General features: G+C 72.2%; 24 protein-coding genes. 12 read left to right on the forward strand and 12 right to left on the reverse strand.

Annotation, left to right across the window (positions count from 1 at the left end):
• Nucleotides 1-37: 37 nt before the first annotated feature.
• Nucleotides 38-505 carry a nitroreductase/quinone reductase family protein gene (locus tag ACSIH6_RS01800; RefSeq protein WP_435105859.1) on the forward strand — a complete coding sequence of 156 codons (468 nt, stop codon included), beginning with the start codon at nucleotides 38-40 and terminating at the stop codon, nucleotides 503-505.
• A 139-nt stretch (nucleotides 506-644) separates the two neighbouring features.
• Here the strand turns inward: ACSIH6_RS01800 and ACSIH6_RS01805 are convergent, their stop codons facing one another.
• The 6 genes from ACSIH6_RS01805 to ruvC form a co-directional block, all read right to left on the reverse strand.
• The gene (locus ACSIH6_RS01805) at nucleotides 645-2,822 is read right to left on the reverse strand and encodes a RelA/SpoT family protein (protein WP_435105990.1); all 2,178 of its coding nucleotides are present in this window, start codon (nucleotides 2,820-2,822) and stop codon (nucleotides 645-647) included.
• Between the two features lie 588 nt (nucleotides 2,823-3,410).
• On the reverse strand, nucleotides 3,411-3,965 hold the full coding sequence (locus tag ACSIH6_RS01810) for an adenine phosphoribosyltransferase (RefSeq protein ID WP_435105861.1): 555 nt from the start codon (nucleotides 3,963-3,965) through the stop codon (nucleotides 3,411-3,413).
• Between the two features lie 283 nt (nucleotides 3,966-4,248).
• Nucleotides 4,249-4,614 (reverse strand): preprotein translocase subunit YajC, encoded by a 366-nt coding sequence (yajC, locus tag ACSIH6_RS01815; RefSeq protein ID WP_435105863.1) that lies wholly within the window; start codon nucleotides 4,612-4,614, stop codon nucleotides 4,249-4,251.
• 320 nt (nucleotides 4,615-4,934) lie between these two features.
• A complete protein-coding gene (gene ruvB, locus ACSIH6_RS01820; RefSeq protein WP_435105865.1) occupies nucleotides 4,935-6,086 on the reverse strand; it encodes a Holliday junction branch migration DNA helicase RuvB in 1,152 nt (383 codons plus the stop codon).
• 17 nt (nucleotides 6,087-6,103) lie between these two features.
• Nucleotides 6,104-6,724, reverse strand: coding sequence for a Holliday junction branch migration protein RuvA (gene ruvA, locus ACSIH6_RS01825; RefSeq protein WP_435105867.1), 621 nt, complete (start codon nucleotides 6,722-6,724; stop codon nucleotides 6,104-6,106).
• A gap of 50 nt (nucleotides 6,725-6,774) precedes the next feature.
• Nucleotides 6,775-7,323, reverse strand: coding sequence for a crossover junction endodeoxyribonuclease RuvC (gene ruvC, locus ACSIH6_RS01830; RefSeq protein WP_435105992.1), 549 nt, complete (start codon nucleotides 7,321-7,323; stop codon nucleotides 6,775-6,777).
• 309 nt (nucleotides 7,324-7,632) lie between these two features.
• Here ruvC and ACSIH6_RS01835 point away from each other — a divergent pair, with 309 nt between their 5' ends.
• From ACSIH6_RS01835 to ACSIH6_RS01855, 5 genes are all read left to right on the forward strand, one after another.
• The gene (locus tag ACSIH6_RS01835; protein WP_435105869.1) at nucleotides 7,633-8,424 is read left to right on the forward strand and encodes an NUDIX hydrolase; all 792 of its coding nucleotides are present in this window, start codon (nucleotides 7,633-7,635) and stop codon (nucleotides 8,422-8,424) included.
• Between the two features lie 17 nt (nucleotides 8,425-8,441).
• Nucleotides 8,442-9,536 carry a molecular chaperone DnaJ gene (locus tag ACSIH6_RS01840; RefSeq protein ID WP_435105871.1) on the forward strand — a complete coding sequence of 365 codons (1,095 nt, stop codon included), beginning with the start codon at nucleotides 8,442-8,444 and terminating at the stop codon, nucleotides 9,534-9,536.
• Nucleotides 9,537-9,617: 81 nt separating this feature from the next.
• Nucleotides 9,618-10,613 carry a hypothetical protein gene (locus tag ACSIH6_RS01845; RefSeq protein WP_435105873.1) on the forward strand — a complete coding sequence of 332 codons (996 nt, stop codon included), beginning with the start codon at nucleotides 9,618-9,620 and terminating at the stop codon, nucleotides 10,611-10,613.
• Nucleotides 10,610-12,187, forward strand: a complete 1,578-nt coding sequence (locus tag ACSIH6_RS01850; RefSeq protein WP_435105875.1) for an adenylosuccinate synthetase — start codon at nucleotides 10,610-10,612, stop codon at nucleotides 12,185-12,187. The genes ACSIH6_RS01845 and ACSIH6_RS01850 overlap by 4 nt, the downstream gene beginning before the upstream one ends.
• Before the next feature lie 130 nt (nucleotides 12,188-12,317).
• Nucleotides 12,318-12,743 carry a PPOX class F420-dependent oxidoreductase gene (locus tag ACSIH6_RS01855; RefSeq protein ID WP_435105877.1) on the forward strand — a complete coding sequence of 142 codons (426 nt, stop codon included), beginning with the start codon at nucleotides 12,318-12,320 and terminating at the stop codon, nucleotides 12,741-12,743.
• 22 nt (nucleotides 12,744-12,765) lie between these two features.
• Here the strand turns inward: ACSIH6_RS01855 and ACSIH6_RS01860 are convergent, their stop codons facing one another.
• The gene (locus ACSIH6_RS01860) at nucleotides 12,766-13,638 is read right to left on the reverse strand and encodes a LysR family transcriptional regulator (RefSeq protein ID WP_435105880.1); all 873 of its coding nucleotides are present in this window, start codon (nucleotides 13,636-13,638) and stop codon (nucleotides 12,766-12,768) included.
• Between the two features lie 84 nt (nucleotides 13,639-13,722).
• On the opposite strand from ACSIH6_RS01860, the gene ACSIH6_RS01865 reads away from it, so the two are divergent.
• The 4 genes from ACSIH6_RS01865 to ACSIH6_RS01880 all read left to right on the forward strand — a co-directional run bounded on the left by ACSIH6_RS01865 (nucleotide 13,723) and on the right by ACSIH6_RS01880 (nucleotide 18,290).
• On the forward strand, nucleotides 13,723-14,619 hold the full coding sequence (locus ACSIH6_RS01865; protein ID WP_435105882.1) for an alpha/beta fold hydrolase: 897 nt from the start codon (nucleotides 13,723-13,725) through the stop codon (nucleotides 14,617-14,619).
• Nucleotides 14,620-14,829: 210 nt separating this feature from the next.
• On the forward strand, nucleotides 14,830-15,888 hold the full coding sequence (locus ACSIH6_RS01870) for a tartrate dehydrogenase (protein ID WP_435105884.1): 1,059 nt from the start codon (nucleotides 14,830-14,832) through the stop codon (nucleotides 15,886-15,888).
• A gap of 142 nt (nucleotides 15,889-16,030) precedes the next feature.
• Entirely contained in the window at nucleotides 16,031-17,293 is a 1,263-nt protein-coding gene (locus ACSIH6_RS01875; protein WP_435105886.1) for an NAD(P)/FAD-dependent oxidoreductase, read from the forward strand.
• A 124-nt stretch (nucleotides 17,294-17,417) separates the two neighbouring features.
• Nucleotides 17,418-18,290 carry an alpha/beta fold hydrolase gene (locus ACSIH6_RS01880; protein ID WP_435105889.1) on the forward strand — a complete coding sequence of 291 codons (873 nt, stop codon included), beginning with the start codon at nucleotides 17,418-17,420 and terminating at the stop codon, nucleotides 18,288-18,290.
• Between the two features lie 157 nt (nucleotides 18,291-18,447).
• Here ACSIH6_RS01880 and ACSIH6_RS01885 read toward each other — a convergent pair whose 3' ends face one another.
• Nucleotides 18,448-18,816: a hypothetical protein gene (locus ACSIH6_RS01885; RefSeq protein WP_435105891.1), complete on the reverse strand. Its 369-nt coding sequence runs from the start codon at nucleotides 18,814-18,816 to the stop codon at nucleotides 18,448-18,450.
• Nucleotides 18,817-19,040: 224 nt separating this feature from the next.
• On the opposite strand from ACSIH6_RS01885, the gene ACSIH6_RS01890 reads away from it, so the two are divergent.
• Entirely contained in the window at nucleotides 19,041-19,901 is an 861-nt protein-coding gene (locus tag ACSIH6_RS01890) for a helix-turn-helix domain-containing protein (protein ID WP_435105894.1), read from the forward strand.
• Nucleotides 19,894-20,103 (forward strand): DUF397 domain-containing protein, encoded by a 210-nt coding sequence (locus ACSIH6_RS01895; protein ID WP_435105896.1) that lies wholly within the window; start codon nucleotides 19,894-19,896, stop codon nucleotides 20,101-20,103. The genes ACSIH6_RS01890 and ACSIH6_RS01895 overlap by 8 nt, the downstream gene beginning before the upstream one ends.
• Nucleotides 20,104-20,166: 63 nt before the next feature.
• On the opposite strand, the gene ACSIH6_RS01900 is transcribed toward ACSIH6_RS01895, so the two are convergent.
• The 4 genes from ACSIH6_RS01900 to pdxS all read right to left on the reverse strand — a co-directional run bounded on the left by ACSIH6_RS01900 (nucleotide 20,167) and on the right by pdxS (nucleotide 24,236).
• Nucleotides 20,167-20,916 carry a YebC/PmpR family DNA-binding transcriptional regulator gene (locus ACSIH6_RS01900; protein ID WP_435105898.1) on the reverse strand — a complete coding sequence of 250 codons (750 nt, stop codon included), beginning with the start codon at nucleotides 20,914-20,916 and terminating at the stop codon, nucleotides 20,167-20,169.
• Nucleotides 20,917-20,926: 10 nt separating this feature from the next.
• Nucleotides 20,927-22,267, reverse strand: coding sequence for an RNA-guided endonuclease IscB (iscB, locus tag ACSIH6_RS01905; protein ID WP_435105900.1), 1,341 nt, complete (start codon nucleotides 22,265-22,267; stop codon nucleotides 20,927-20,929).
• Nucleotides 22,268-22,600: 333 nt separating this feature from the next.
• Nucleotides 22,601-23,212, reverse strand: coding sequence for a pyridoxal 5'-phosphate synthase glutaminase subunit PdxT (pdxT, locus tag ACSIH6_RS01910; protein ID WP_435105902.1), 612 nt, complete (start codon nucleotides 23,210-23,212; stop codon nucleotides 22,601-22,603).
• 112 nt (nucleotides 23,213-23,324) lie between these two features.
• Nucleotides 23,325-24,236: a pyridoxal 5'-phosphate synthase lyase subunit PdxS gene (gene pdxS / locus ACSIH6_RS01915; RefSeq protein ID WP_435105904.1), complete on the reverse strand. Its 912-nt coding sequence runs from the start codon at nucleotides 24,234-24,236 to the stop codon at nucleotides 23,325-23,327.
• Between the last annotated feature and the right edge of the window lie 27 nt (nucleotides 24,237-24,263).

The following is a 24,263-nucleotide window of genomic DNA, read 5'->3' on the forward strand; positions in this document are numbered from 1 at the left end:
CCAGAATGGGGAGCAGCCGAGCGAGGGAGTTGCCGAGATGGGGAACGAGCCGACGAAGCGGTTCGAGATGACGGGGCTGCGGCGGACCGCCAACGCCGTCGTCAGCGGCTTCGTCAAGTACGGGGTGTGCCTGCCCGAGTTGCACCTGCTCACCACGCGTGGGCGCAAGTCGGGCTTCCTGCGCACCATCCCGCTCAGTGTGCTGGACAGCGACCGCGGCCGGTTCCTGGTCTCCCCCTACGGGGAGATGGACTGGGTCCGCAACCTGCGCGGGGACGGCTTCGCGACGCTGCGCCAGGGCGGCTGGATCGAGCTGATCAGCGTGCGCGAACTGGGAGCCGAGGAAGCCGCCCCGCTGCTCAAGGAGTACCTGGACCACCCGCGCTCCGCCGTGGTGGGCCTGTACTTCGAGACGCCGCCGGACGCCCCCGAGGAGGCGTTCGCGGCCGAGGCCGACCGCCACCCGGTGTTCGAGATCGTGCGCTCGACCACGATCCGCATCTGACCGGCGCGCACGGGCCCCGGGCTCCCCGCGCGGGTGCCCGGAGCCCGGCCGTGTCCGGCCCGGTCGTGTCCGCGTAGCCCCGGAAGCGGTGCCGGGACGGGACCGCCGTACCCGCGGCCTCCCCCGCCGTCCGACGGGATCAGTTGCGGACGCGGAAGACGTCGTAGACGCCGTCCACACCCCGCACCGCGCGCAGCACGCTGCCCAGGTGGGCGGGGTCGGCCATCTCGAAGGTGAAGCGGCTCTGCGCCACGCGGTCGCGGCTGGTCTGGACGGTCGCGGACAGGATGTTGACGTGCTGGTCGCTCAGCACCCGCGTGATGTCCGACAGCAGCCGGGACCGGTCCAGTGCCTCCACGTGCAGCGCCACCAGGAACATGGAGTCCTCGGTGGGCGACCAGTCCACCTTGACCATGCGGTCGGTGTCCAGCGTCGCGGTGTTCACGCAGTCCCGGCGGTGCACCGACACCCCGTTGCCCCTCGTCACGAAGCCGACGATCTCGTCGCCCGGCACGGGGGTACAGCACTTGGACAGGCGCGCCCACACGTCGGCGTCGCCCTCCACGACCACGCCCGGGTTGCCGTGCTGGCGCTGGCGGGTGGCCGCCTTGGTGGGCAGCGCCGACTCGGCGATGTCCTCGGTGTGGCTCTCCAGGCCGCCCATGGAGTCGACGAGCTTGCCGACCACGTGCTGGGCGCTGACCTGGCGCTCCCCCACGGCCGCGTACAGCGAGTCCACGTCCGGGTAGCGCAGGTCGCTGGCCAGGCCGATGATCGCCTCACCGCTGAACAGGCGCTTGACCGGAAGCTCCTGCTTGCGCATGACCTTGGCGATCTCGTCCTTGCCCTGCTCGATGGCGGCCTCGCGGCGCTCCTTGGTGAACCAGTGCCGGATCTTGTTGCGGGCCCGGGCGCTCTTGACGAAGTTCAGCCAGTCGCGGCTGGGTCCGGCGTCGGGCGTCTTGGAGGTGAGGATCTCCACCGTCTCGCCGTTGTGCAGCTCGTTCTCCAGCGGCACCAGGCGGCCGTTGATGCGGGCGCCCACGGTGCGGTGGCCGACCTCGGTGTGCACCGCGTAGGCGAAGTCCACGGCGGTGGCGCCCTGGGGCAGCGAGATGACGTCGCCGCCCGGGGTGAAGACGAACACCTCCTGCACCGACAGGTCGAAGCGCAGCGACTCCAGGAACTCGCCCGGGTCCTTGGTCTCCTGCTGCCAGTCGATGAGCTGGCGCAGCCACTGCATGTCGGAGCCGCCCCGGGGCTTGCTCTCGCCCCCGCTGCCCCGGTCCTCCTTGTACTTCCAGTGCGCCGCGATGCCGTACTCGGCGCGCCGGTGCATCGCGCGCGTGCGGATCTGGAGCTCGACCGGGTTGCCCGAGGGCCCTATGACCGTCGTGTGCAGCGACTGGTACATGTTGAACTTGGGCATCGCGATGTAGTCCTTGAACCGGCCGGGCACCGGGTTCCACCGCGCGTGGATGGTCCCCAGGGCCGCGTAGCAGTCGCGGACGCTGTCCACCAGGACCCGCACGGCGATGAGGTCGTAGATCTCGTCGAAGCCGCAGTTGCGGGCGATCATCTTCTGGTAGATCGAGTAGTAGTGCTTGGGCCGCCCGCGCACGGTGGCCTTGAGCTTGGACTCGCGCAGGTCGGCCGAGACCGCCTCGATGACCTCCTGGAGGTAGACGTCGCGGCGCGGGGCGCGCTCGGACACCAGGCGGGCGATCTCGTCGAAGCGCTTGGGGTAGAGGGTGGCGAAGGCCAGGTCCTCCAGCTCCCACTTGATGGTGTTCATGCCCAGCCGGTGGGCGAGGGGGGCGAAGATCTCCAGGGTCTCGCGGGCCTTCTTCTCCCGTTTGGCGCGGGAGGGCAGGTAGCGCAGGGTGCGCATGTTGTGCAGCCGGTCGCACAGCTTGATGACCAGCACGCGGATGTCGCGGGCCATGGCCACGACCATCTTGCGCACGGTCTCGGCCTGGGTGGCCTCGCCGTACTTGACCTTGTCGAGCTTGGTGACCCCGTCGACCAGCTCGGCGATCTCGTCGCCGAAGTCCGAGCGCAGCTCGCCCAGGGAGTAGTCGGTGTCCTCGACGGTGTCGTGCAGGAGGGCGGCGGCCAGGGTGGCCTCCTGCATGCCCAGCTCGGCGAGGATCGTGGCGACGGCGAGCGGGTGGGTGATGTAGGGATCGCCGCTCTTGCGCTTCTGGTCGCGGTGGTGGTGGGCGGCAACCTCGTAGGCGCGCTCGACCAGCCGCACGTCCACCTTGGGATGGGTGGCCCGCACTGTCTTGATCAGTGGTTCGAGCACCGGGTTCATCGTCACTCCCCGCTGGGCGCCGAGTCGGGCGAGCCTTCTGCGTACTCGCACCGTGGAGGGCGTGGTGGAGGGGGGCGGCTGCCGCGTGGCCCCCGCTCCGGAGACGTCGGAGGGCGCCGCTCCGTTCGCGGCGCCCTCCGGCCGGTCTCCCCGTGGTCTTGTGGCGGCGTCCCGCGCGCCGGTACCGTCCGCGCGCCCCTGGGGCGCGTCCGGTCGCGGTTCCTGGGAGGCGTCCCGCCGCGTCTCGCCCGTCGGTACCGCCCCGGTCGAGACCACTTCGCTTGGCATGCCTACCTCCCGCGGATCCGTCCGGTCGCGCGGGCGCCGTCAGCGCCGCCCGGCTCCACCGGTGCACGTGTGTCATCAGGGCCAGTCGTGACGTGGCCGCCGCGGTACCTCTCCCACCAGTCTAGTGGGGCCGTTCCCGCCGGGAACGGCCTCGGCCTCCCCGCTCCCGCCGCACCCGGCGGCGGGTGTGACACTGACCACCGGCAGGCTCACCCCCGGTGGTGGAGTACGTCAACGATGACGGGCCGTCGCGCATTCCCCCGTGGGGAGGGGCGTCGGCCGCGGCGCGGGTCGGCCGGATCAGACCGTGAGGAGGGTGTGCAGCTCCACGTCGGGCACCCTGTCCCGTCCCCGGAGCGCGGAGAGCTCCATCAGGACGGAGAATCCCACGACCGTACCACCCGCCTTGCGGACCAGATCCACCGCGGCCCTGCCGGTGCCGCCGGTGGCGAGGACGTCGTCGACGATCAGCACACGGCTGCCCGGGGAGACCGCGTCGGCGTGGATCTCGACGGTCGCGGTGCCGTACTCGAGATCATAGGCCTGCCCGATGGTCCGTGAGGGCAGTTTCCCGGCTTTGCGCGCGGGGACGAAGCCGGAGCCCAGCGCCATGGCGACCGGGGCGCCGAAGATGAACCCGCGCGCCTCCAGTCCGACCACGTGGTCGACCCCGGCGGCGCGGAAGGGGGCGGCGAGGCCCTCCACGGCGGCGGCGAAAGCCTCCCGGTGGTTGAGCAGCGGCGTGATGTCCTTGAACAGGACGCCGGGCTTCGGGAAGTCGGGGACGTCGCGGATGTGCGCCCGGATGAGCTCCGGGCTCGGGGCGGGCGCCGCGGTGACGGTGTCGTCGGGCATGTGGGATGGGCCTTCTGCTGGGTTCTCGTGCTGTGGGGGCCGACGGGGCCGGGGCCTTCCGGGGCGTCGCGGCGGCGGTCCGCGGCGGGCCGGACACGGCGGTACCGGCCCCCGTGTGGAGGCCGGTACCGGGGTCGGACGCGCGCGAACCGGGAAAGTACCGCGCGTAGCGTCCGTTGAGGGTGGTAGCCCTCTTCGGCGCGGAGCGCCCCGGCGGGCGATGGCGGGCGACGGGCGGGCCGTCCGCTCACCGCGCGGGGAGCGAAGGCCCGAAGAGGTACGTCTAGCCCTTGGGCTTGTCGTCGTCGCCGAAGTCGGGGCGGTCCTCCACCGGGGTGTCGTCGGCGGCCGGGGTGACGACCTCTCCGACACCGGCCTTGAGCATGCGGATGCGGGTCCCGGGCGCGATCTCCAGCAGGACGTCCTGCTCGTGGATCTCGACGACGGTGGCGAAGATACCGGCCTTGGTCATCACCTCGACACCGGGGACCAGGGCGCTGTGCATCTGCGTCTCCTGCTGGCGGCGCTTCTGGGCCGGGCGCCAGAACAGCAGCCAGAACACCACGAGGATCAGCAGGAACGGGAACAGCATGCCGAGGAGTCCGCCCGTGGGCTCTCCTTCGGCAGCGAGGTGGTAAAGGCCCTGCACGGGGGCGTCCTTCCTGACGTTTCGTCGTGTGGCCGACGGCTGTCGGATCGGACACCGCGACGGCCACCTTCTTCGCATCGGCACGAACCGCGTGGTCCGGACCTGTCCGGCACGTACAACGCGCCAGAGGGCCAACTCGTTCCACCGGTGTCGAACGACACGTACGGAGTCTTGCCCCGTATCGGCTGTTTCGTCCCAGCTTACGTGGCGTGGGTCACCGGTATCCCACCGGATGAGATCGGAGTGTTAACGGTTCGTCCCCGATCCGCGCGGCCGGAACCCATTGTGCCCGGATCGGGGCCCGGTGTCAGACGCAACGGTCAGGGACTCGCCGTGCCGTTGTTACCTGGGGTGCCCGCGGGAGCGGAGTTGCCCGTGGTGCCGCCGCCGTTGGCCGCCGCAGCGCCGAAGGCCGCGTCCGGCGGCGGGGTGAGCCCCATGTGCGCCCAGGCCTGCGGGGTGGCCACCCGGCCGCGCGGGGTGCGGGCCAGGAAGCCGGAGCGGACCAGGAAGGGCTCGGCGACGGTCTCCACCGTCTCGGCCTCCTCCCCCACCGACACCGCCAGCGTGGACAGGCCGACCGGGCCGCCGCGGAACCGTCTCATGAGCACGTCGAGAATGGCGCGGTCCAGCCGGTCCATGCCCAGTTCGTCCACCTCGTAGAGTTCGAGGGCGGCGCGGGCGGTGGCCAGCGACAGCTGTCCGTCCCCGCGCACCTCGGCGTAGTCGCGCACGCGGCGCAGCAGCCGGTTGGCGATCCGGGGGGTGCCGCGCGAGCGTCCGGCGATCTCCACCGCGGCGTCCGCGTCCAGGGGCGCGCCGAGCAGGCCCGCCGAGCGCTGGAGGATCAGCTCCAGCTCCTCGGGGGTGTAGAAGTCCATGTGCGCGGTGAACCCGAAGCGGTCGCGCAGGGGCGCGGGCAGCATTCCCGCCCGGGTGGTGGCCCCGACCAGCGTGAACGGCGCGATGTCCAGCGGGATGGCGGTGGCACCGGGCCCCTTGCCGACCACGACGTCGACCCGGAAGTCCTCCATCGCGACGTAGAGCATCTCCTCGGCGGGACGGGCCATGCGGTGGATCTCGTCCAGGAAGAGCACCTCGCCCTCCTGGAGGGTGGAGAGCACGGCGGCCAGGTCCCCGGAGCGCTCGATGGCCGGGCCCGAGGTGATGCGCAGCGGGGCCCCCATCTCGGCGGCGATGATCATGGCCAGGGTGGTCTTGCCCAGGCCCGGGCCGCCGGACATCAGGATGTGGTCGGGCGCCCGGTTGCGCCGCTTGGCGCTGTGCAGCACCAGGGAGAGCTGCTCGCGCACGCGTTCCTGGCCGACGAACTCGTCCAGGGCGCGGGGGCGCAGGGCGCCCTCGATCTGGCGCTCGTCCGTGCCCGCGTCGGGCGAGACCGCGTCGCGCTCGTAGGGCGGGGGCCCGCCGGGGGCCGAGCCGCTGGGGTCTTCCTCGTGGAAGTCGTACACGGGGGTTCTCCCTGTTCCTAGGCGCGGCTGAGCCTGCGCAGGGCGCTGCGCAGCAGGACGGCGACGTCGTCGGTGTGCTCGGCCTCGGTCGCCACGGCGGAGGCGGCGGCCTCGGCGTCCTTGGCCGACCAGCCGAGGTTGACCAGGCCGGAGACCACCTGTCCGCGCCAGGCGCCGTGGGGTTCGCTCCCGGACGCGGCGGCCTCGGCCCCGGGCAGGGTGCCGTCGGTGAGCACGGGCGCGTCGAGCTTGCCCCGCAGTTCCAGGACGATGCGCTGGGCCCCCTTCTTGCCGACGCCGGGCACGCGGGTGAGGGCGGTGGTGTCCTCGGTGGACACGGCGTGGCGCAGGCTGGAGGGGCTGTGGACCGAGAGCATGGCCAGGGCCAGGCGGGGGCCGACCCCGGAGGCGGTCTGGAGCTGCTCGAACAGGTGCTTCTCGTCGTCGTCGGCGAACCCGAACAGGGTCAGGGACTCCTCGCGCACGACGAGGCTGGTGGCCACGGTCCCGGTCTCGCCCACGTGCAGGCGCGAGAGCGCGGAGGGCGTGCACTGCACGGTCATGCCGACCCCGCCGACGTCGATGACGGCGGTGCCCGCGCCGCGTGCGGCCACCCGGCCGGTGAGGAACGCGATCATCTGGTGTGGGCACCGGGGAGGGTGCCCCTCTCCTTCCTGGGGGCGGGGCGCTAGCGGCCGCGGGTGCGGCGGGCCAGTTCCACCTTGCGGGCGAAGTCCTGCTGGGCCTGGGCGACGCGGGCCTGGGCCCCGCCGCGCCAGATGTGGCAGATGGCCAGGGCGACGGCGTCGGCCGCGTCGGCGGGCTTGGGGGGCCCGTCGAGTCCGAGGATACGCGCCACCATGGTGCCGACCTGCGCCTTGTCGGCGCGGCCGTTGCCGGTGATGGCGGCCTTGGCCTCGCTGGGGGTGTGCATGGCCACGGGCAGGCCGCGGCGGGCGGCGCAGACCAGGGCGATGCCGCTGGCCTGGGCGGTGCCCATGACGGTGCTGAGGTTGTGCTGGGCGAAGACGCGCTCGACGGCGACGGCGTCGGGCTGGTAGCGGTCCAGCCACTCCTCGATGCCGCGCTCGATGCCCACGAGCCGGTGGGGCAGGTCGGTGTCGGAGCTGGTGCGCACGGCGTCGGCGCCGAGCAGGGTGAGCGGTCGGCCGATGGCGCCGTCGACGGCGGCGACACCGCACCGGGTCAGCCCGGGGTCGATCCCCAACACGCGCACGCGCCTCACCCTCATCTTCTCGAACGTCCGTTCGTACACATGCTAGCGGCGGGTACCGACCTGCGCCTCCGGACCGCCCGGGCGTGTCCACTCCCGAAGGCGCCGATCCGGACCGGAACCCGCCACGGCACGGCCGCGGACGTGGGCCACCCTGTCGCGAGCGTAGTCGTCCGACTGGGCGCGACCACACGGCTTCGACCCGCACCCCGTCTTCGCGTTCCGGAGGAAAGGGATGGACGGGACACCAAACGCGTGCTAAGTTGCTCTCAGTTCGAGAAATACTCAACTTGAGAACAACTGGAGGCGCACGTGGCCGACCCGCGGCACGAGGAGGGCGAGAGCCGGTTCCTCGCCGACTACGACCCGCACGCGTTCGCCCCGGCCGCGGTCACCGTCGACGTCGTCGCCCTCACCATCCGGTCGGGCGCGCCGCACGTACTGCTGACGCGGCGCGCCGCGCACCCCCAGCGCGGCTGGTGGGCGCTGCCGGGCGGGTTCGTCCGGGCCCAGGACGGACCGGACGGCCCCGCCGACCCCGACCTGCCCGACGCCGCCCTGCGCGTGCTCTCGGAGAAGACCCTGCTGCCCACCGAGCTGCACCTGGAGCAGCTGGGCACCTACGGCGCCCGGGACCGGGACCCGCGCATGCGCGTCTTCTCGGTCGCCTACGTCCTGCTGGCCCCCGACCTGCCCGACCCGCATACCGGCCGGGACATCGAGGAGGCCGCCTGGATCCCCTGGCGCGACCTCGGCCACGGCGACGGCGCCCGCGCCGGACTCGACCTGGCCTTCGACCACGGCCACGTCCTGGCCGACGCCGTCGAGCGCGCCCGCTCCAAGCTGGAGTACACCCCGCTGGCCACGGCCTTCCTGCCGCCCTCCTTCACCATCACGGCGCTGCGCGAGGTGTACGAGGCCGTGTGGGGCCAGTCCCTGCACGCGGCCAACTTCCACCGCAAGATCCTCGCCGCCCCCGGGTTCGTGGAGGACACCGGGGAACTCGCCGAACGCGGCGGCACGGGCGGCGGACGGCGCGCACGGCTCTACCGGGCGGGCGGCGCCGCCCTGCTGCACCCTCCCCTGCTGCGGAGCACGCAGTGACCCCCGAGAGGAGTCCGATGACGGCCACCGGCCCCGCCTTCGAGGACGCCGAACGCCAGGTCGCCCTGGCGGCCGATCCCGTGGAGCTGTTCGGCCCGCTGCCCGAGGGCGGCGGCGTGCCCCCGGCCGCCACGGCCCGCCACCGCGGGCTCGCCCGCGCGCTGCACCCCGACACGGCGCCGCCAGGAAGCGGCACCGTCCCCTTCGCCCGGCTCTCCGAACTGTGGGACCTGTACCGGGCGATGGCCGCGGGCGACCTGCGCTTCGACGACCTCACCCTGGCCACCGGCGCGCACGCCTACCGGGTCGGCCGGGAGCGGCTGGCCCGGGGCGACGTGGCCGACCTGTACCCGGTGCGCTACCGGGCCCCGGAGTGGCGCGGCGCGGTGCTCAAGCTGCCCCGCGCCCCGCGCGACAACGACCTGCTGGAGGCCGAGGCGACCGCGCTGCGCCGCGTCCGGGAGCACGGCCACGAGCGCTACCGGGCCTTCGTCCCCGAACTGGTGGAGTCCTTCAAGTACCGCGACGCCGCCACGGGCGTGGAGCGGCGGGCCAACGTCCTGGGGCGGCTGCGCGGCTTCCACACCCTGGCCGAGGTACGCCGCGCCCATCCCGACGGCGTCGACCCGCGCGACGCGGCGTGGATGTGGCGACGGCTGCTGGTCGCCGTCGGCAACGCCGCACGGGCGGGGGTGGTGCACGGCGCGGTCGTGCCCGAGCACGTGATGATCCACCCGGCCGAGCACGGCCTGGTCCTGGTCGACTGGTGCTACTCGGTGACGGCGCACGCCCCGCGCACCGCGCCGCACGTCCCGGCGATGGTGCCCGGCCGCGAGGACCTCTACCCGCCCGAGGTGGCCGCACGCCGCCCCGCGTTGGCCCAGACCGACATCCACATGGCGACCCGGTGCGTGGAGTACGTGACCGCGGGCCGCCTGCCCCGGCAGCTGCGGGCCTTCGCGCGCGGCTGCACCCTACCCGCTCCCGAACGGAGGCCCCACGACGAGTTCGCCCTGCTCGGCGAGCTCGACGAGGCGCTGGAGCGCCTCTACGGGCCGCGCCGATTCCGCCCCTTCGCCATGCCGGACCCGGCACCGGCCGCCGAAGCCTGACCCTCCCCCTCAAACCCCGCCTCCGACCCCATCAGCCACACCCGGCCCTCCCGGGCCATCTAACAACTTACGGAGAACCCCATGGGAAGCAGCAACTGGTCCACCGACGCCTACCACGCGCGTCAGGCCTACAACTCCTCCGTAGGCTCCAGCAGCTTCGGCTACACCGACGACGTGCTCGCCTCGACCCCGCGCAGTTCCTGGCGGGTCCACGACAGCCTCGACCCCCGCGGGGTGGGCGTGCGCGAGAGCCGCGACTCCGCCGAGCACCCCGAGTCGCTGGCCATCTCGGTGCTCTTCGACGTCACCGGGTCCATGCGCAACGTGCCGCGCGTGTTGCAGACCAAGCTGCCCGACCTGTTCGGCCTGCTGCTGCGCAAGGGGTACGTGCGGGACCCGCAGATCCTCTTCGGCGCGATCGGCGACGCCACGTGCGACCGGGCCCCGCTCCAGGTCGGCCAGTTCGAGTCCGGCAACGAACTGGAGGACGACCTGGGCAACATTCTGTTGGAGGGCGGCGGTGGCGGCCAGGTGACGGAGTCCTACGAGCTGGCCATGTACTTCATGGCCCGCCACACCTCCATGGACTGCCTGGAGAAGCGCGGGCGGCGCGGCCACCTCTTCGTCATCGGCGACGAGATGGCCTACGGGGCGGTCAAGGCGCGGGAGGTGCGCGAGGTAATCGGCGACGACGTCACCGAGGACATCCCGTTCCCGCGGATCCTGGCCGAGCTGCGGCGCAGCTTCGAGGTGTACTTCATCATGCCGACCGGCAGTGGGCACTTCCACAACGACAAGGTTCGCGGCTTCTGGGACACCCACCTGGGCCAGAACGTCATCTACCTGGACGACCTCGACGCGGTGTCGGAGACCATCGCGGTCACCGTCGGGCTCGCCGAGGAGACCATCGACCTGGAGAGGGGCCTGGCCGACCTGGCCGAGGCGGGCTCGGACGCGGGCGAGGCGGTGGGTCGGGCGCTGCGGACGCTGTCCGCGAGCCGAGGCCCCGTGGTCGTGGCCGACACCCCGGGCGGGCTCGGCGGCCCGGCCGACGCGGGCGGGGTGGACCGGCTGTGACCGGCGCGACCACCCCGTGGGCCGACGGGAACGCCGTCGTCGTCGACCTGGGGTTCGGTGACGCGGGCAAGGGCGTGACGGTCGACCTGCTGTGCGCGCGGCGGCGCTTCGGCGCCGTCGTGCGCGCCAACGGGGGCGCCCAGGCCGCGCACAACGTGGTGACCCCCGACGACCGCCACCACACGTTCGCCCAGTTCGGCGCGGGCACGCTGGCCCCCGGCGGCCCGGTGCCCACGCACCTGTCGCGGCTGATGGTGGTGGACCCCTTCGCCCTGGCCGCCGAGGCCGGGCACCTGGCCTCGCTCGGCGTGCCCGACCCGTTCGCGCTGGTCACCGTGGACCGCCGTGCGCTGATCAGCACGCCGTGGCACCGGGCGGCCAACCAGACGCGGGAGCGGGCGCGGGGCGAGGCCCGGCACGGCTCCTGCGGGATGGGGGTGGGCGAGGCCGTGGCCTACGCCCTGGCCCGCCCCGAGGACGCGCCGACCGCCGGCGACTGCGCGCGGCCGGACGTGCTGCGCCGCAAGCTGCGCCGCCTGGCCGACCACCTGCACGCGGTGCGCCGCGCTCTGGAGTCCCCGGTCCCCGCGGGAGCCGCACCGGGCGCCACGGACGCGGCAGCCATCGCGGGAAGTCCTCCGGACGCGACGGGTCCGGGGATCGCTGCGAAAACCGCGCCCGGCGCCACGAGCGCGGGAACCCGGTTCGGGGACACGGCGGCCGGGCCCGGGGCGGCGGCCTCCGGCGCGGCGACAGAACCCGGCGCGGCCCCGAACCTCCCCGCCGGGACCCGGTCCGAGCCCGACCCCGACGTCGAGGAGTGCGTCGAGGCCTACCTCGCCTTCGCGCGGCGGGTGCGGCTGGTGGACGAGGACCACCTGCCCCGGCTGCTCGCCCGCTCTCCCGTGGTGTTCGAGGGGGCGCAGGGAGTGCTGCTGGACGAGTGGCACGGCTTCCACCCATACACCACCTGGTCCACGACGACCACCGCGAACCCGCTCGCGCTCCTGGCCGAGGCCGGACGCCCCGGCGACGCCCGCCGTATCGGTGTGGTGCGCACCTACACCACCCGGCACGGCGCGGGCCCGCTCGTGGCCGAGGACCCGGAACTGGGCGCGGTGCTGACCGAGGCGCACAACGGCGCGCACCCGTGGCAGGGGGCGTTCCGGGTCGGGCACTTCGACGCGGTCGCGCACCGGTACGCGCTCGCCGCCACCGGCGGGGTGGACGCGCTGGTGGTCACGCACGCCGACGCCCCCGCACGGGCGGGCGGGAGGCTGCGCTGGTGCACGGGCTACACCGCGCCGGACGGATCCGCCCTGGAACCGGTTCCGGCACCGGCCCCGGCGCCCACCCGTCCGGGCGCCGCGCTGACGGGCGCGGCGATGGCGGACGCCGCGGTGCGCCTGGACCGGCAGGAACGGCTGGCCCGCGCCCTGCTGGCGGCGCGGCCCGTGCTCGCCCCCGCACCCGACTCCCCCGCCGAGGCCGTCGGCGAGGAGCTGGGGCTGGCCCTGGAGGCGGTGTTCTCGGGCCCGACCCGCGCCGACGCCCACGTCCCGTCGCGGGCCTGACCGCCCCTTCCCGACGGGACCGGTTCCGACGGGCGGCGGACACCCGTGTCGCACGGACCGTACCGACACGCGGGCGGCCCGGCGCCGTGTCCCCCTGGAGGGTTGGCGGCCCGCGCACTAGCGTGGAGCCGTGACTTCTCTCTCCGACCCCCGGGTCCGCGACTTCCTGCTCCAGGGCACCCGTACCGGGATGCTCGCCTACACCGCCTCGGACGGACGGCCGCTGGCGGCGCCGGTGTGGTTCGTCGTCGAGGACGGCGACATCGTCTTCAACACCGGGGCCTCCACCGCGAAGGGCCGGTCCATCGCGCGCGACCCCAGGGTGGCGCTCACCGTGGACCTGCCCGAGCCGCCGTACGCCTTCGTACAGGTGCAGGGCGAGGCCGTCGTCTCCGAGGACCCCGACGAGCTGGTGCGCACCGCGACCGCGATCGCCCGCCGGTACGTGGGGCCCGAGCGGGCCGAGGAGTTCGGGCGGCGCAACGGCGTCCCCGGCGAACTCGCGGTGCGGCTGCGCCCGGCCAGGGTGGTCTCCGCCTTCGACATGACCGGCTGAGCACCTGCCCGGCCGACCCCGCTCAGCCCACCGCGTGGGCCACGAACGCCTCCGCCGCCGCGGTGAGCGGTCCCCTCCTGCTGATCAGGGACACGTGCAGGTGGCCGGTGGGCTCCAGGTCCAGCACCAGCGCCCCGGCCCGCTCGGCCAGGTCCCGCCAGGCGTCGGTGACCACCGCGATCCCGGCCCCGCCCAGAACCAGCGGCAGGAGGGACACCCGGTGCTCGCTCTCCACGGCGACCCGGGCGTCCAGGCCGTCCGCGACCAGTTCGTCGACGAACCGGCGCATGCCCGAGCCGTGCTGCCCCACGATCAGGCGCTGGCCCTCCAGCCGCTCGGCGCGCACGGCCTCCCCCGCGGCGAAGGGCCCGTCGGGCGGGGCGAGCAGCACGAAGCTCTGGCACACCAGCGGATGGGCGCGCACCCCCGCTCCCGCGAACGGCCCGGAGGTGGCCACCACACCGAGCTCGCAGGCGCCGGTGCGCACCATCTCGACGGCGTCGCGCGTGGTCAGCGCGCTCCGGACCGACACCGACACCTCCGGGTGGCGCCGGGTGAAGCCCGCCACCAGGCCGGTCAGCGGCTCGATCGCCTGGGTGGGCAGCACGGCCACGTCCACCCGGCCTCCACGCAGCTCCCGGACCGACTCGACCGCCGAGCGGGCCAGGTCCAGGGCGCGCACCGCCTCGCGGGCGGGCTCGATCAGCGCGCGGCCCGCCTCGGTCAGCACCACGCGGCGGCCGATGCGGTGGAAGAGGTCGCTGCCCAGGTCGCGTTCCAGGGCCCGGACCGCCTGCGACAGGGACGGCTGGGACAGGTACAGGGCCGAGGCCGCACGGTTCACCCCGCCGTGGTCGACCACGGCCAGGAAGTACTCCAGCTGCCGGACGTCCACCGCTTCTCCTTATAGGCCGGTCCTATCAACGATATCGGCAACCGGTCTTGGACGCCCGCGCCCCCGGCCTGCTGGGATCCACCTATGAGCGACCTCCTTCCCTCCAGGTTTGCCCGCCGCACCGTGGACGCCGAGGGCGTGCGCGTCAACGTCCGCGTGGGCGGGGACGGCCCGCCGCTCCTGCTGCTGCACGGCTACCCGCAGACGCACCTGATCTGGCACCGCGTCGCACCGCTCCTGGCGGACCGGTTCACGGTGGTCATGACCGACCTGCGCGGCTACGGGGACAGCGACAAGCCCGCCTCCGACGAGCGGCACGCCCCCTACGCCAAGCGGGCCATGGCGCGGGACCAGTACCTCGTCATGCGCGAACTGGGTTTCGACTCCTTCGCCGTGGCGGGTCACGACCGCGGCGGCCGGGTCGGCCACCGCCTCGCCCTGGACCACCCGGAGGCGGTGACGGCGCTGTGCGCGCTGGACATCGTGCCGACCCGGTACGCCTTCGAGCACGCCGACGCCGAGTTCGCCCTCGGGTACCACCACTGGTTCTTCCTGGCTGCGGGCAACGGCATCCCCGAGCACCTCATCGGGCAGGACCCGGACTTCTGGGTCCGCACCCGGATGAACGCACGCCACCACGGCGGCGCCCCCTTCGCGCCCGCCGCCGTGGACGAGTACGTGCGCTGCTTCCGCGACCCGGCCGCCGTCCACGCCTCGTGCGAGGACTACCGGGCGGCGGCCTCCATCGACCTGGAGCACGACCGGGCCGACGCCGGGCGCCGCCTGGAGTGCCCGGTCCTGCTGCTGTGGGGACGGCACAGCTTCGTGGGCCGCCACTACGACGTGCCGGACGCCTGGAGCGGGTACGCCCGGGACGTGCGGGGCCACGCGCTGGACTGCGACCACTACGTGCCCGAGGAGGCGCCCGAGGCCACGGCACGGCACCTGCGCGCGTTCCTGGGCGGGGGTTCCGCGACCTGAGCACGGACCCCCGGTACTGGATTCGTTCCCCTCGTCCCGAACGCGGGGTTCGCGCTCCCTGAGTGCGTTCCCCGCGTCCCACCCGATACACCCGATGCGCCCGATGCACCCGCCCAGCGCCCCGCCCCTTCCCGGCCGGGCTCCGGGCCCTCCCCCCGTCGGCCCCGAACCTCCCCGAACGCCCCGAACATCCCTTGGAAGGACACCGCCATGAAGCACTACCGCGTCGCCACGATCCCCGGTGACGGCATCGGCAAGGAGGTCCTGCCTCCCGCCCGGGCCGTCCTGGACCGGATCGGCGCCCACCACGCGTTCTCCTTCTCCTACGACGAGTTCGACTGGTCCTGCGCGCGCTACCTGGCCGAGGGCGCCATGATGCCCGACGACGGCCTGGACCGGATCCGCCACCACGACGCCGTCCTGCTGGGCGCCGTGGGCTGGCCCGGCGTCCCCGACCACGTGTCGCTGTGGGGGCTGCTCATCCCCATCCGCCGCGGCTTCCACCAGTACGTCAACCTGCGGCCGATCAGCGTCCTGGAGGGGGTGCCCAGCCCGGTCGCGCGGGCGCTGCCCGGCGAGGTCGACTTCGTGGTCGTGCGCGAGAACAACGAGGGCGAGTACTCGCGCGTGGGCGGCCGGATCCACGAGGGCACCCCGTACGAGGCGGCCCTCCAGGAGTCGGTGTTCACCCGCAGGGGCGTGGAGCGGGTGCTCGACCACGCCTTCACCCTGGCCGGACGGCGCGGCGGGAGGCTGACCTCGGCCACCAAGTCCAACGGCATCGTGCACACCATGCCGTTCTGGGACGAACTGGTGGCCGAGCGCGCGGCGCACCACCCGGAGGTGGCCTGGGAGCAGGAGCACATCGACGCCCTGGCCGCCAAGATCGTCCTGGACCCGGCGCGGTTCGACGTCATCGTGGGCTCGAACCTGTTCGGCGACATCCTCAGCGACCTGGCCGCCGCCGTGGCGGGCGGTATCGGCGTGGCGCCGTCGGCCAACCTCAACCCCGAGCGCGAGTACCCGTCGATGTTCGAGCCCGTGCACGGTTCGGCGCCCGACATCGCGGGCAAGGGGCTGGCCAACCCGTTGGGGGCCATCTGGTCGGCGTCGATGATGCTCGACCACCTGGGCCACCCCGAGGCGGGCGCGCAGGTCATGGACGCGGTCCGCGCCGTACTGGCCTCCTCCCCCGTGCGCACGGCCGACCTGGGCGGCAGCGCGGGCACGGACGAGTTCACCGCCGAGGTGCTCTCCCGCCTGCCCTGACCCGGGCGCGGACCCCGCCACCCCCTTTGTCTGACGGACACAGGAAATCCACTTCTGCTTGTCGCTTCCCGACAAGGCCTTCACCTCGGAAAGCGAGCATGGTGGGAACCGACAGACGCGGTGAACAGGGGGAACCGGAGCGATGGCGGACGTGGGGCGTGTCGGCGGGGTCCAGCACGTGCTGGTCGTGGGCGCGGGGGTGGTCGGCCTGTCGACGGCCTGGTTCCTCCAGGAGCACGGCGTCCGCGTCACCGTCGTGGACCGGGACGGGGTCTGCTCCGGAGCCTCCTGGGGCAACGCCGGATGGCTCTCACCGGGCCTGGCCATCCCCCTCAACGAGCCGGGCGTGCTGCGCTACGGCCTGCGCTCCCTGCTCGACCGCGACGCGCCCCTGTCGGTCCCGCTGTCGCCCTCGCCGGACCTGTGGCTGTTCCTGGCCCGCTTCGCCGCGCACTGCCGCTGGGACTCGTGGGAGAGGGCCGTACGCGCCAACCTCGCCCTCAACACCGGGGCCCTGGACGCCTTCGACACCCTGGCCAAGGGCGGCGTGGAGACCACGGAGGCCTCCGGGCCCATCACCGCCCTCTTCCGCTCCCCGCGTTCGGCCGTCGCGCTCCTGCGCGAGCTGGACCGGATCGCGGCCTCGGGGCTGGACGTCGACCACGCCGCCCTCACCGGAGCGGCGGTCCGTGAGGTCCTCCCCCACGCCTCGGGGGCCGTGGGGGCGGCGGTGCGCCTGGACGGACAGCGCCACGTCGACCCCGGCACCCTCGTCCACAACCTGGCGGCCTCGGTGCGCGAGCGCGGCGGGCGGGTTCAGCGCACCGGGTTCGAGGCGGTCGGCGTCGGCCGGGAGGACGGCGCGGTCGTCACCGTCTCCGGCGACGGCGAACGGATCCGCTCCGACGCGGTCGCGGTGTGCACGGGCGCCTGGTTCGACCGGCTGGCCGCCCAACACGGCGTACGCGCCCGGGTCCGCGCCGGGCGGGGCTACTCCTTCACCGTCCCCACCGACGAGCCGGTGCCCGGCCCCGTCTACCTGCCGGAGGCCCGCGTGGCGTGCACCCCCTACCAGGGGGCGCTGCGGGTCGCGGGGACCATGGAGTTCCGGGGCCCCGACGACGCGCTCGACCCGCGACGGGTCGAGGCCATCGAGCGCTCGGCCAGCCCCTACCTCAAGGGGGTGCGCTGGCAGGAGCGCACCGACACCTGGGTGGGGCCCAGGCCGGTCACCTCCGACGGTGTGCCCCTGGTGGGGGCCACCCGCACCCCCGGCGTCTACGTCGCGGGCGGCCACGGCATGTGGGGGCTCACGCACGGCCCGGTCACCGGTGGCCTCCTGGCCGAGCAGATCGCGACCGGCGTCCGCCCGCGCGCGCTGGAGGCGCTCGACCCGCTGCGCTGAGACCCCCTGCTTCCGGCACCGGTGTCCCCGAGGGGGCACCGGTCCTCCCGTGCGCGGGAAACACCCGCGCCCTTTCCGACGTCCCCGTTCCCACCGGGACGTCCCCGCCCTGAGAAGGTGAACGATGTCCACGCTGTCCCTCACCCGGGTCTACCGGTCCGACGCCGGTGAGATCGCGGTGCGCTCCTGGTGCGAGCGGACACTGGGCGGGGCCCGTGACCTGCGCTCGCCGGGGGCGGTGACCGCCGCCGGACGCGCGACCCGGGTGCACGTCCTGCCGGGCGGGCCGGGGACTCCCGTCCTGCTGCTGTCCGGAGCCCTCCTCGGGTCGGCGAACCTGGTCGCGACCGCGCGGGTGCTCCGCGCCGACCGGACCGTGCTCCTGGCCGACCTGCCCGGACACCCGGGCACGAGCGACTCCCGGCGCCCCCTGCCCGGACGGGCGGACGCCTACGGCGCCTGGCTGGACGCGCTGTTACCCCAGGTCACCTCCGAACCGGTGATCCTTCTCGGGCACTCGACGGGTGCCGCGGCCGCCCTGGCGGCGATGCCCTCCCCGCTGGTGGCGGGGCTCGTGCTGGTCGGTCCGGCGGGCCTGGCCGCCCCCGTCATGGACGGCGAGAGGCTGCGCGCCACGTTCTCCTGGCGGCTCTCACCGGGCGAGCGGACCAGCTCGCGACTCCTGGGCCTGCTCAGCGGGCCCGTCGCCGCGGGCAGCACCACCCACCCGCTCACGGAGTGGGCGACCCTGGTCGGACGCCACTGCCGCCCCAGCCCGGTGCCAGGCATACTGCGGGGCGAGGACTTCCGGGACTGGTCGGGCACACCCGTCACGGTGGCCACCGGAGCCCACGACCGCGTCTTCACCCCCGCGCTGCTGCGCGGTGCGGTGCGCAGGCTGCTGGGCACCGACGTGCGCACGATCGCGAGCGCGGGCCACCTCGCACTCCACGAGGCGCCCGCGCGCGTTCGCGACCTGCTGCGGGAGGTCGCCTGACCGGAGGATCAGCCGATCTCGGCCAGAACCGGCCAGAACCGGCTGCGATGGCCCTGACCAACGGAACACATGCTTCCGGGCCCGCCGCCCAGCACACCGGTGCCCCTCCGTCCCGGCCGGATGGAGGGGCACCGGTGTGCTGGGCGGCGCGGAATCCTCACCCGTGTGCGCCCCGGGGTTCCGTATCCAGCACGCGTACCAGGAAACCGGCCAGTGCCAGGGCCTTGGTGCCCGCGTCGAGTTCGCCGTCACCGCTGACGCTCCACTCGACGCTGCGGTCCTCCTGGACGTCGACCTCCAGCGTCAGCCGCCCGCCCGGCCTCCGGGCTTCGAGGTGGGCGGGGTCGTCCACGTCGGGACCCTCCACCTCCATCCCGACGGCGCGCAGGAGCGAGGCGACGGTGTCCACGTAGCGGTCGAGCTGCTCCTCGCTGAACAGTTCGGGGACCTCGTCGTCCACAGAGGTGTCGACGTCGTCCCAGCCGTAGGGGACAATCGGGGCAGGGAGTACGTGGGCTTCGTTCATGCGGGGTTCCTCTCCTGAAGGCACCGCCTGGGGCGTTACCGAGCGCCAACTTGATGTACGCCCCAGGCGGTGGTCTTACGGCCGAGGCGGTCACGTTCGCGCCCCGGTTTTCTGATTCCCCGTGAGCTACCTCTCACCTTCTGTTATCATCACAGAAAGCGAGGACACATACAAGGGCGAAGACGAATTCGCGTGAGAAGATCTCTAACAGGCAGGAGAGTGCCATGGCGACCGATCGAGGCGTAACCTTGCGTGCGCAGTGGCTCGGACAGATCCTCAGGGAGATGCGCGAAAGGAAGGGGCTCGCGCTCAGGGAGGTGGCCGAGTACCTCCAGCGCAACCTCGCTACCGTCGGACGCTGTGAACAGGGCATCTACCCCATCCGTCGTGTGGACGCCGCCGCGATGATGGACCTCTATGGAGTCAACGACAAGAAGCAGCGTGAAGCCGTCCTGGAGTTGGCGGGCGAGGTCTGGAAGACAGGGTGGTGGGAGCAGTACTCGGGGGACAACGTCTGGAGTTCCACGATCGACCGCGCCTGGTTGGAGAACCGCTCTCACGAGATGCGCGCCTTCGCCACGGTCACTGTCCCGGGGCTGCTCCAAACCGAGGAGTACGCTCGTGCTCTGATGCTCGTCGCCAACCGAGGCTCCACGAAGCGGGAGATCGAACGCTGGGTCAACCTGCGAATGGACCGACAGCGGGTTCTTGAACGCGCTGAACCCCTGCACCTGTCGGTGGTCATCGACGAGGCAGTCCTACGGCGTCAGGTGGGCGGCCCCAAGGTGATGGCCGAACAGTTGAGACATCTGTCTTCCATGGCGGCCTCCGCGAACATCGACATCCGTGTGCTGCCGTTCACTGCGGGAGCACACGCCAGTCCGGACGGTCCCTTCACCCTCCTCAAGATGACCGATCCCTTTCCAGAGGTCGCTCACGTCGAGAGCCCTGCCGGTTCCATCTACCTGGAAACCGAGTCGGTGGACCAACTGGTCGACACCTACGATTGGCTACACGGGTACAGCCTCAACGACGGGGACACAGCCGAGTTCCTCGTGGCTTTGGAGAGGACCTTCGATGAGTGAGACTAAGGCGGCTTTCGCCCTTCCGGTCGCCTGGCACATCAGCACCTACAGCGCCGAGGGCAGTGGGCAGTGTGTCGAAGCAGGCCCCTTCACCGACGGGTCCGCGGCCTACGCGGTACGCGACTCCGTCAACCGCGACCACGGACACCTCGCCTTCGACACCGCTGAATGGGCGGCGTTCGTGGGCGGCGTCACCGGCTAGAACCCCGAAACGCCTGTGGCCGCGGCCCCGAGAGGCGCGGCCACAGGCGTCGGTTCCGAAGGGTCAGCCGATCTCCGCCATGACCTCGTCGGGGATGTCGGCGTTGGTGAAGACGTTCTGCACGTCGTCGGAGTCCTCCAGCGCGTCCACCACCCGCATGACCTTCTTGGCGGTCTCGGCGTCGACCGGGACCTCCATGGTCGGCAGGAAGCTGGACTCTGCGGAGTCGTACTCGATGCCCGCCTCCTGGAGCGCGGTGCGCACGGCGACCAGGTCGGTGGCCTCGCAGACGATCTCGTAGACGTCGCCCAGGTCCTCGACCTCCTCGGCACCGGCGTCCAGCACCGCCAGGGTCACGTCGTCCTCGGTGGTGCCCTCCTTGGACACGATGACGACGCCCTTGCGGTTGAAGAGGTAGGACACCGAACCGGCGTCGGCCATGTTGCCGCCGTTGCGGGTCACGGCCACGCGCACCTCGGAGGCGGCGCGGTTGCGGTTGTCGGTCAGGCACTCCACCAGCATGGCGACGCCACCGGCGGCGTAGCCCTCGTACATGATGGTCTGCCACTCGGCGCCGCCCGCCTCCTCACCGGAGCCGCGCTTGCGTGCGCGCTCGATGTTGTCGAGCGGTACGGAGCTCTTGCGCGCCTTCTGGATGGCGTCGTAGAGCGTCGGGTTCCCGTCGGGGTCCCCACCACCGGTACGCGCGGCCACCTCGATGTTCTTGATCAGCTTGGCGAAGAGCTTGCCGCGCTTGGCATCGATGACGGCTTTCTTGTGCTTGGTGGTGGCCCACTTGGAGTGGCCGCTCATGAATGTCCTTTCACCTGATTCTTGACTGTGGAAGCATCGGCCTTCGGACCGGGGTGGAAATCCCCGTCTCCTTCATGACTGTGTAGGCATAGCCGTCAGCCCGCTGCAGAAGACGAACGTACCTGCGACTGATACCAGCCTGTCGCCCGTAAGCAGTGCTGATGTCGAAGCTGCCTTGGGCCCGGACCAGGACACGACCTGTGTGGGTACCCTGCCGTTTACCAAAGGGAACAACAGCACGGACAAGATCGCCAGTGGTAAAGCCGAAGTACCGCTTGGTCCGGGAACGTCGTAGCCGAGGAAACCCGTACCTGTCCGGAGTGGTCCTGGCGTAGGTACCGCGCCCGGTGCAGCCGACAGCCAGGACCATGCTGACGGTTTCGGTGATCGTCTCAAGCTTGCCAACGGCGAGGGCGTCCAGAGTATGGGACTTGGGCAACTGATTGCGGGTGCGATTCCACTTCGTCCTGCCACCCGACGCGACATGAACCGGCAGGCGCTCTTCGAGGGCCCGCCACAGTGCCCACCGGGTGGCGTTCACCGCCGCGGCGTCGCGCAGGGGTGCCTTGGCACGGGCCCTGATCCATGACAGGGTCTTCGGCTCCTTCACGAACTCCTCGATGGGGCGACTGTTCTTGTCCTGGTTACAGGACACACAGGCCACCACCAGGTTGGCCACTCGATCGGAGCCACCCTTGGAACGGGGGTGAACATGGTCGATGTTCAACGGCACACCGATCACTCCGCAGTAGACACAAGCGCGGTTGAACTTGGACAGTAGATACTCGCGAACCTCGAACCCGTGCAATGTGCCCTGCTGGTACTCGACTCCCTCCAACGGTCGTCCCACCGCAAGGGAGTGGGTGTCGAACGCCACCCGCTCCAGGTGCACCGCCCGTACCGGCACCCAACGCCGCAACCGCTCCATCCATGACACGGTGGCGTCCACACGATGCCGCAGCGAGGGAGCCAACCATCCTTTCGACCGGGCGCGATTGTTGAAGCGGGGCGCACGGTAGCGCAGGTTTCTGGAACGGCGCCCCCGGCGGTAGTTGGAGCGCTGCAGCATCTTCTTACGGATGTTCGGGCCACGATGGTCCAGCCGGATGCCGTACCGTCCCCGCCGTTGGCCGCCTTGTTCAGTGAATACGGCAATACCTGTGTGCTGGGATCCGGGGTCAATACCAACCTCTACCCCATTCACCTGCGATTCGGGGGCGGCCCGGTCCTTCAACCGGATAACAAAGGGAGCGTAACGGTGTACAACCGCCCGGCCCTTGTCCAAGAGCTTGCGTGCCCGGGCCGGAGGGCAGGGCTGCAAGGGCGTGCCGTACTTGTCGATGACGAACACGTACGGCTGGATGGTATGGGCCTCACGGCCCTTCTCCCCGACCCGTGAGGGTACGGGGGTGACGCCGGAACCGCCAGGTGAAGCGGTATCGGTCTCCCCTCGACCATGTTCCGTACCGGGTACCACACGCAGAGTGTGGTCTCCGCGCCCCGTTTCGTTCCCGATCCGAGGATTGTCTGCTGACGCGGATTCCAGAGCGGGCCGCTGAGGAAGCACGGTCCGGTGGGTCTTCCGTCCTGCACGAAACGTAGCCATCAAGGTCACCTCCCTGTAGGCGACGGCTGGGTCTGGTAACGGCGGCTTTCAATCCGAGTGGCTAAAAGTCCGGCCCTTTCAGGACCGAGCTCCCGTTACGAGGTCGACGAAGAGGCGGTGGACGCGCGTGTCGCCGGTCAGTTCGGGATGGAAGGACGTGGCCATCAGGCCGCCCTGCCGTACGGCGACGATCCTACCGGCCTCGTCGGGACCGGGGACTGCGCCGAGCACCTCGACCCCGGGCCCGACCGACTCCACCCAGGGCGCGCGGATGAACACCGCGTCGAAGGGGTCGCCCCCCAGGCCGTCGATGTCCACGGCGGCCTCGAAGGACTCGGTCTGGCGCCCGAACGCGTTGCGGCGCACCGTCATGTCGATCCCGCCGACGGTCTGCTGGTCGGCGGTCCCGCCCAGGATGCGGTCGGCGAGCATGATCATCCCGGCGCACGTGCCGTAGGCGGGCATCCCCGCGGCGATCCGCTTGCGCAGCGGTTCCATCAGGCCGTAGCGGACGGCCAGCTTGGACATGGTGGTGGATTCCCCACCGGGGACGACCAGCCCGTCCAGGGTGTCGAGCTGGTCGGGGGAGAGCACCTTGACGGTGTGCGCGTCCAGGGCCTGGAGCGCGCGCAGGTGTTCGGCGACGTCGCCCTGGAGGGCGAGGACGCCGATGGTGGGTCTGGCGGTCAAGTACGGCCTCACTCGTGGACGTAGGCTCGTGTTCTCCTGCAAGCGGGCGGCGGGGCCGGTCGCGGCCCCGCCGCCCGCGCGACGGCCGCGGCGGGCGCCCGTCAGGCGGCGGCTACCAGCCGCGACCGGCGTAGCGCTGGGAGTCGGACAGGTCTTCCAGGTTGATGCCGACCATGGCTTCGCCCAGACCGCGGGACACGCGCGCGATGACCGCGGGGTCCTCGTAGTGCAGGGTGGCCTGCACGATGGCGTCGGCGCGCCTGGCCGGGTCACCGGACTTGAAGATGCCCGAGCCCACGAACACGCTCTCGGCGCCGAGCTGGCGCATGAGCGCGGCGTCGGCCGGGGTGGCCACGCCTCCGGCGGAGAACAGCGGGACCGGGAGCTTGCCCAGCGCCGCCACCTCCTTGACGACCTCGTAGGGGGCGCGCAGCTCCTTGGCGGCGCCGAACAGCTCGGCCTCGTCCAGGGTGCCCAGGCGCCGGATCTCGCCGCGGATGGAGCGCATGTGGCGGGTGGCCTCGACGACGTTGCCGGTACCGGCCTCGCCCTTGGAGCGGATCATCGCCGCGCCCTCGGCGATGCGGCGCAGCGCCTCGCCCAGGTTGGTCGCCCCGCACACGAACGGGACGGTGAAGGCCCACTTGTCGATGTGGTAGGCCTCGTCGGCCGGGGTGAGGACCTCGGACTCGTCGATGAAGTCGACGCCGAGCGACTCCAGGACCTGGGCCTCGACGAAGTGGCCGATGCGGACCTTGGCCATGACCGGAATGGAGACGGCCTCGACGATGCCGTCGATCATGTCGGGGTCGGACATGCGGGCGACGCCGCCGTCCCTGCGGATGTCGGCGGGGACGCGCTCCAGCGCCATGACCGCGACGGCACCGGCGTCCTCGGCGATCCTGGCCTGCTCGGGCGTGACGACGTCCATGATGACGCCGTTCTTGAGCTGCTCGGCCATGCCGCGCTTGACACGCTCGGTACCGACGGCGTTGTCGGAGGTGTTCGATGCGTTGTTGGCCACGGTGGTGGACTCCCGTTGTCTCGGTTC

This window comes from Nocardiopsis synnemataformans, assembly GCF_965343085.1.
GTDB lineage: Bacteria > Actinomycetota > Actinomycetes > Streptosporangiales > Streptosporangiaceae > Nocardiopsis > Nocardiopsis alborubida.

Bases quoted from the DNA above. Each gene is read 5' to 3' on its own strand.
- ACSIH6_RS01870 (WP_435105884.1), top strand. From the start codon at position 14,830: ATGAAGCACTACCGCGTCGCCACGATCCCCGGTGACGGCATCGGCAAG.
- ACSIH6_RS01805 (WP_435105990.1), bottom strand. From the start codon at position 2,822: ATGAACCCGGTGCTCGAACCACTGATCAAGACAGTGCGGGCCACCCAT.
- ACSIH6_RS01840 (WP_435105871.1), top strand. From the start codon at position 8,442: ATGACGGCCACCGGCCCCGCCTTCGAGGACGCCGAACGCCAGGTCGCC.
- ACSIH6_RS01800 (WP_435105859.1), top strand. From the start codon at position 38: ATGGGGAACGAGCCGACGAAGCGGTTCGAGATGACGGGGCTGCGGCGG.
- ACSIH6_RS01895 (WP_435105896.1), top strand. From the start codon at position 19,894: ATGAGTGAGACTAAGGCGGCTTTCGCCCTTCCGGTCGCCTGGCACATC.
- ACSIH6_RS01865 (WP_435105882.1), top strand. From the start codon at position 13,723: ATGAGCGACCTCCTTCCCTCCAGGTTTGCCCGCCGCACCGTGGACGCC.
- ACSIH6_RS01900 (WP_435105898.1), bottom strand. From the start codon at position 20,916: ATGAGCGGCCACTCCAAGTGGGCCACCACCAAGCACAAGAAAGCCGTC.
- ACSIH6_RS01890 (WP_435105894.1), top strand. From the start codon at position 19,041: ATGGCGACCGATCGAGGCGTAACCTTGCGTGCGCAGTGGCTCGGACAG.
- ACSIH6_RS01810 (WP_435105861.1), bottom strand. From the start codon at position 3,965: ATGCCCGACGACACCGTCACCGCGGCGCCCGCCCCGAGCCCGGAGCTC.
- ACSIH6_RS01885 (WP_435105891.1), bottom strand. From the start codon at position 18,816: ATGAACGAAGCCCACGTACTCCCTGCCCCGATTGTCCCCTACGGCTGG.
- ACSIH6_RS01845 (WP_435105873.1), top strand. From the start codon at position 9,618: ATGGGAAGCAGCAACTGGTCCACCGACGCCTACCACGCGCGTCAGGCC.
- ruvA (WP_435105867.1), bottom strand. From the start codon at position 6,724: ATGATCGCGTTCCTCACCGGCCGGGTGGCCGCACGCGGCGCGGGCACC.
- ACSIH6_RS01880 (WP_435105889.1), top strand. From the start codon at position 17,418: ATGTCCACGCTGTCCCTCACCCGGGTCTACCGGTCCGACGCCGGTGAG.
- ACSIH6_RS01875 (WP_435105886.1), top strand. From the start codon at position 16,031: ATGGCGGACGTGGGGCGTGTCGGCGGGGTCCAGCACGTGCTGGTCGTG.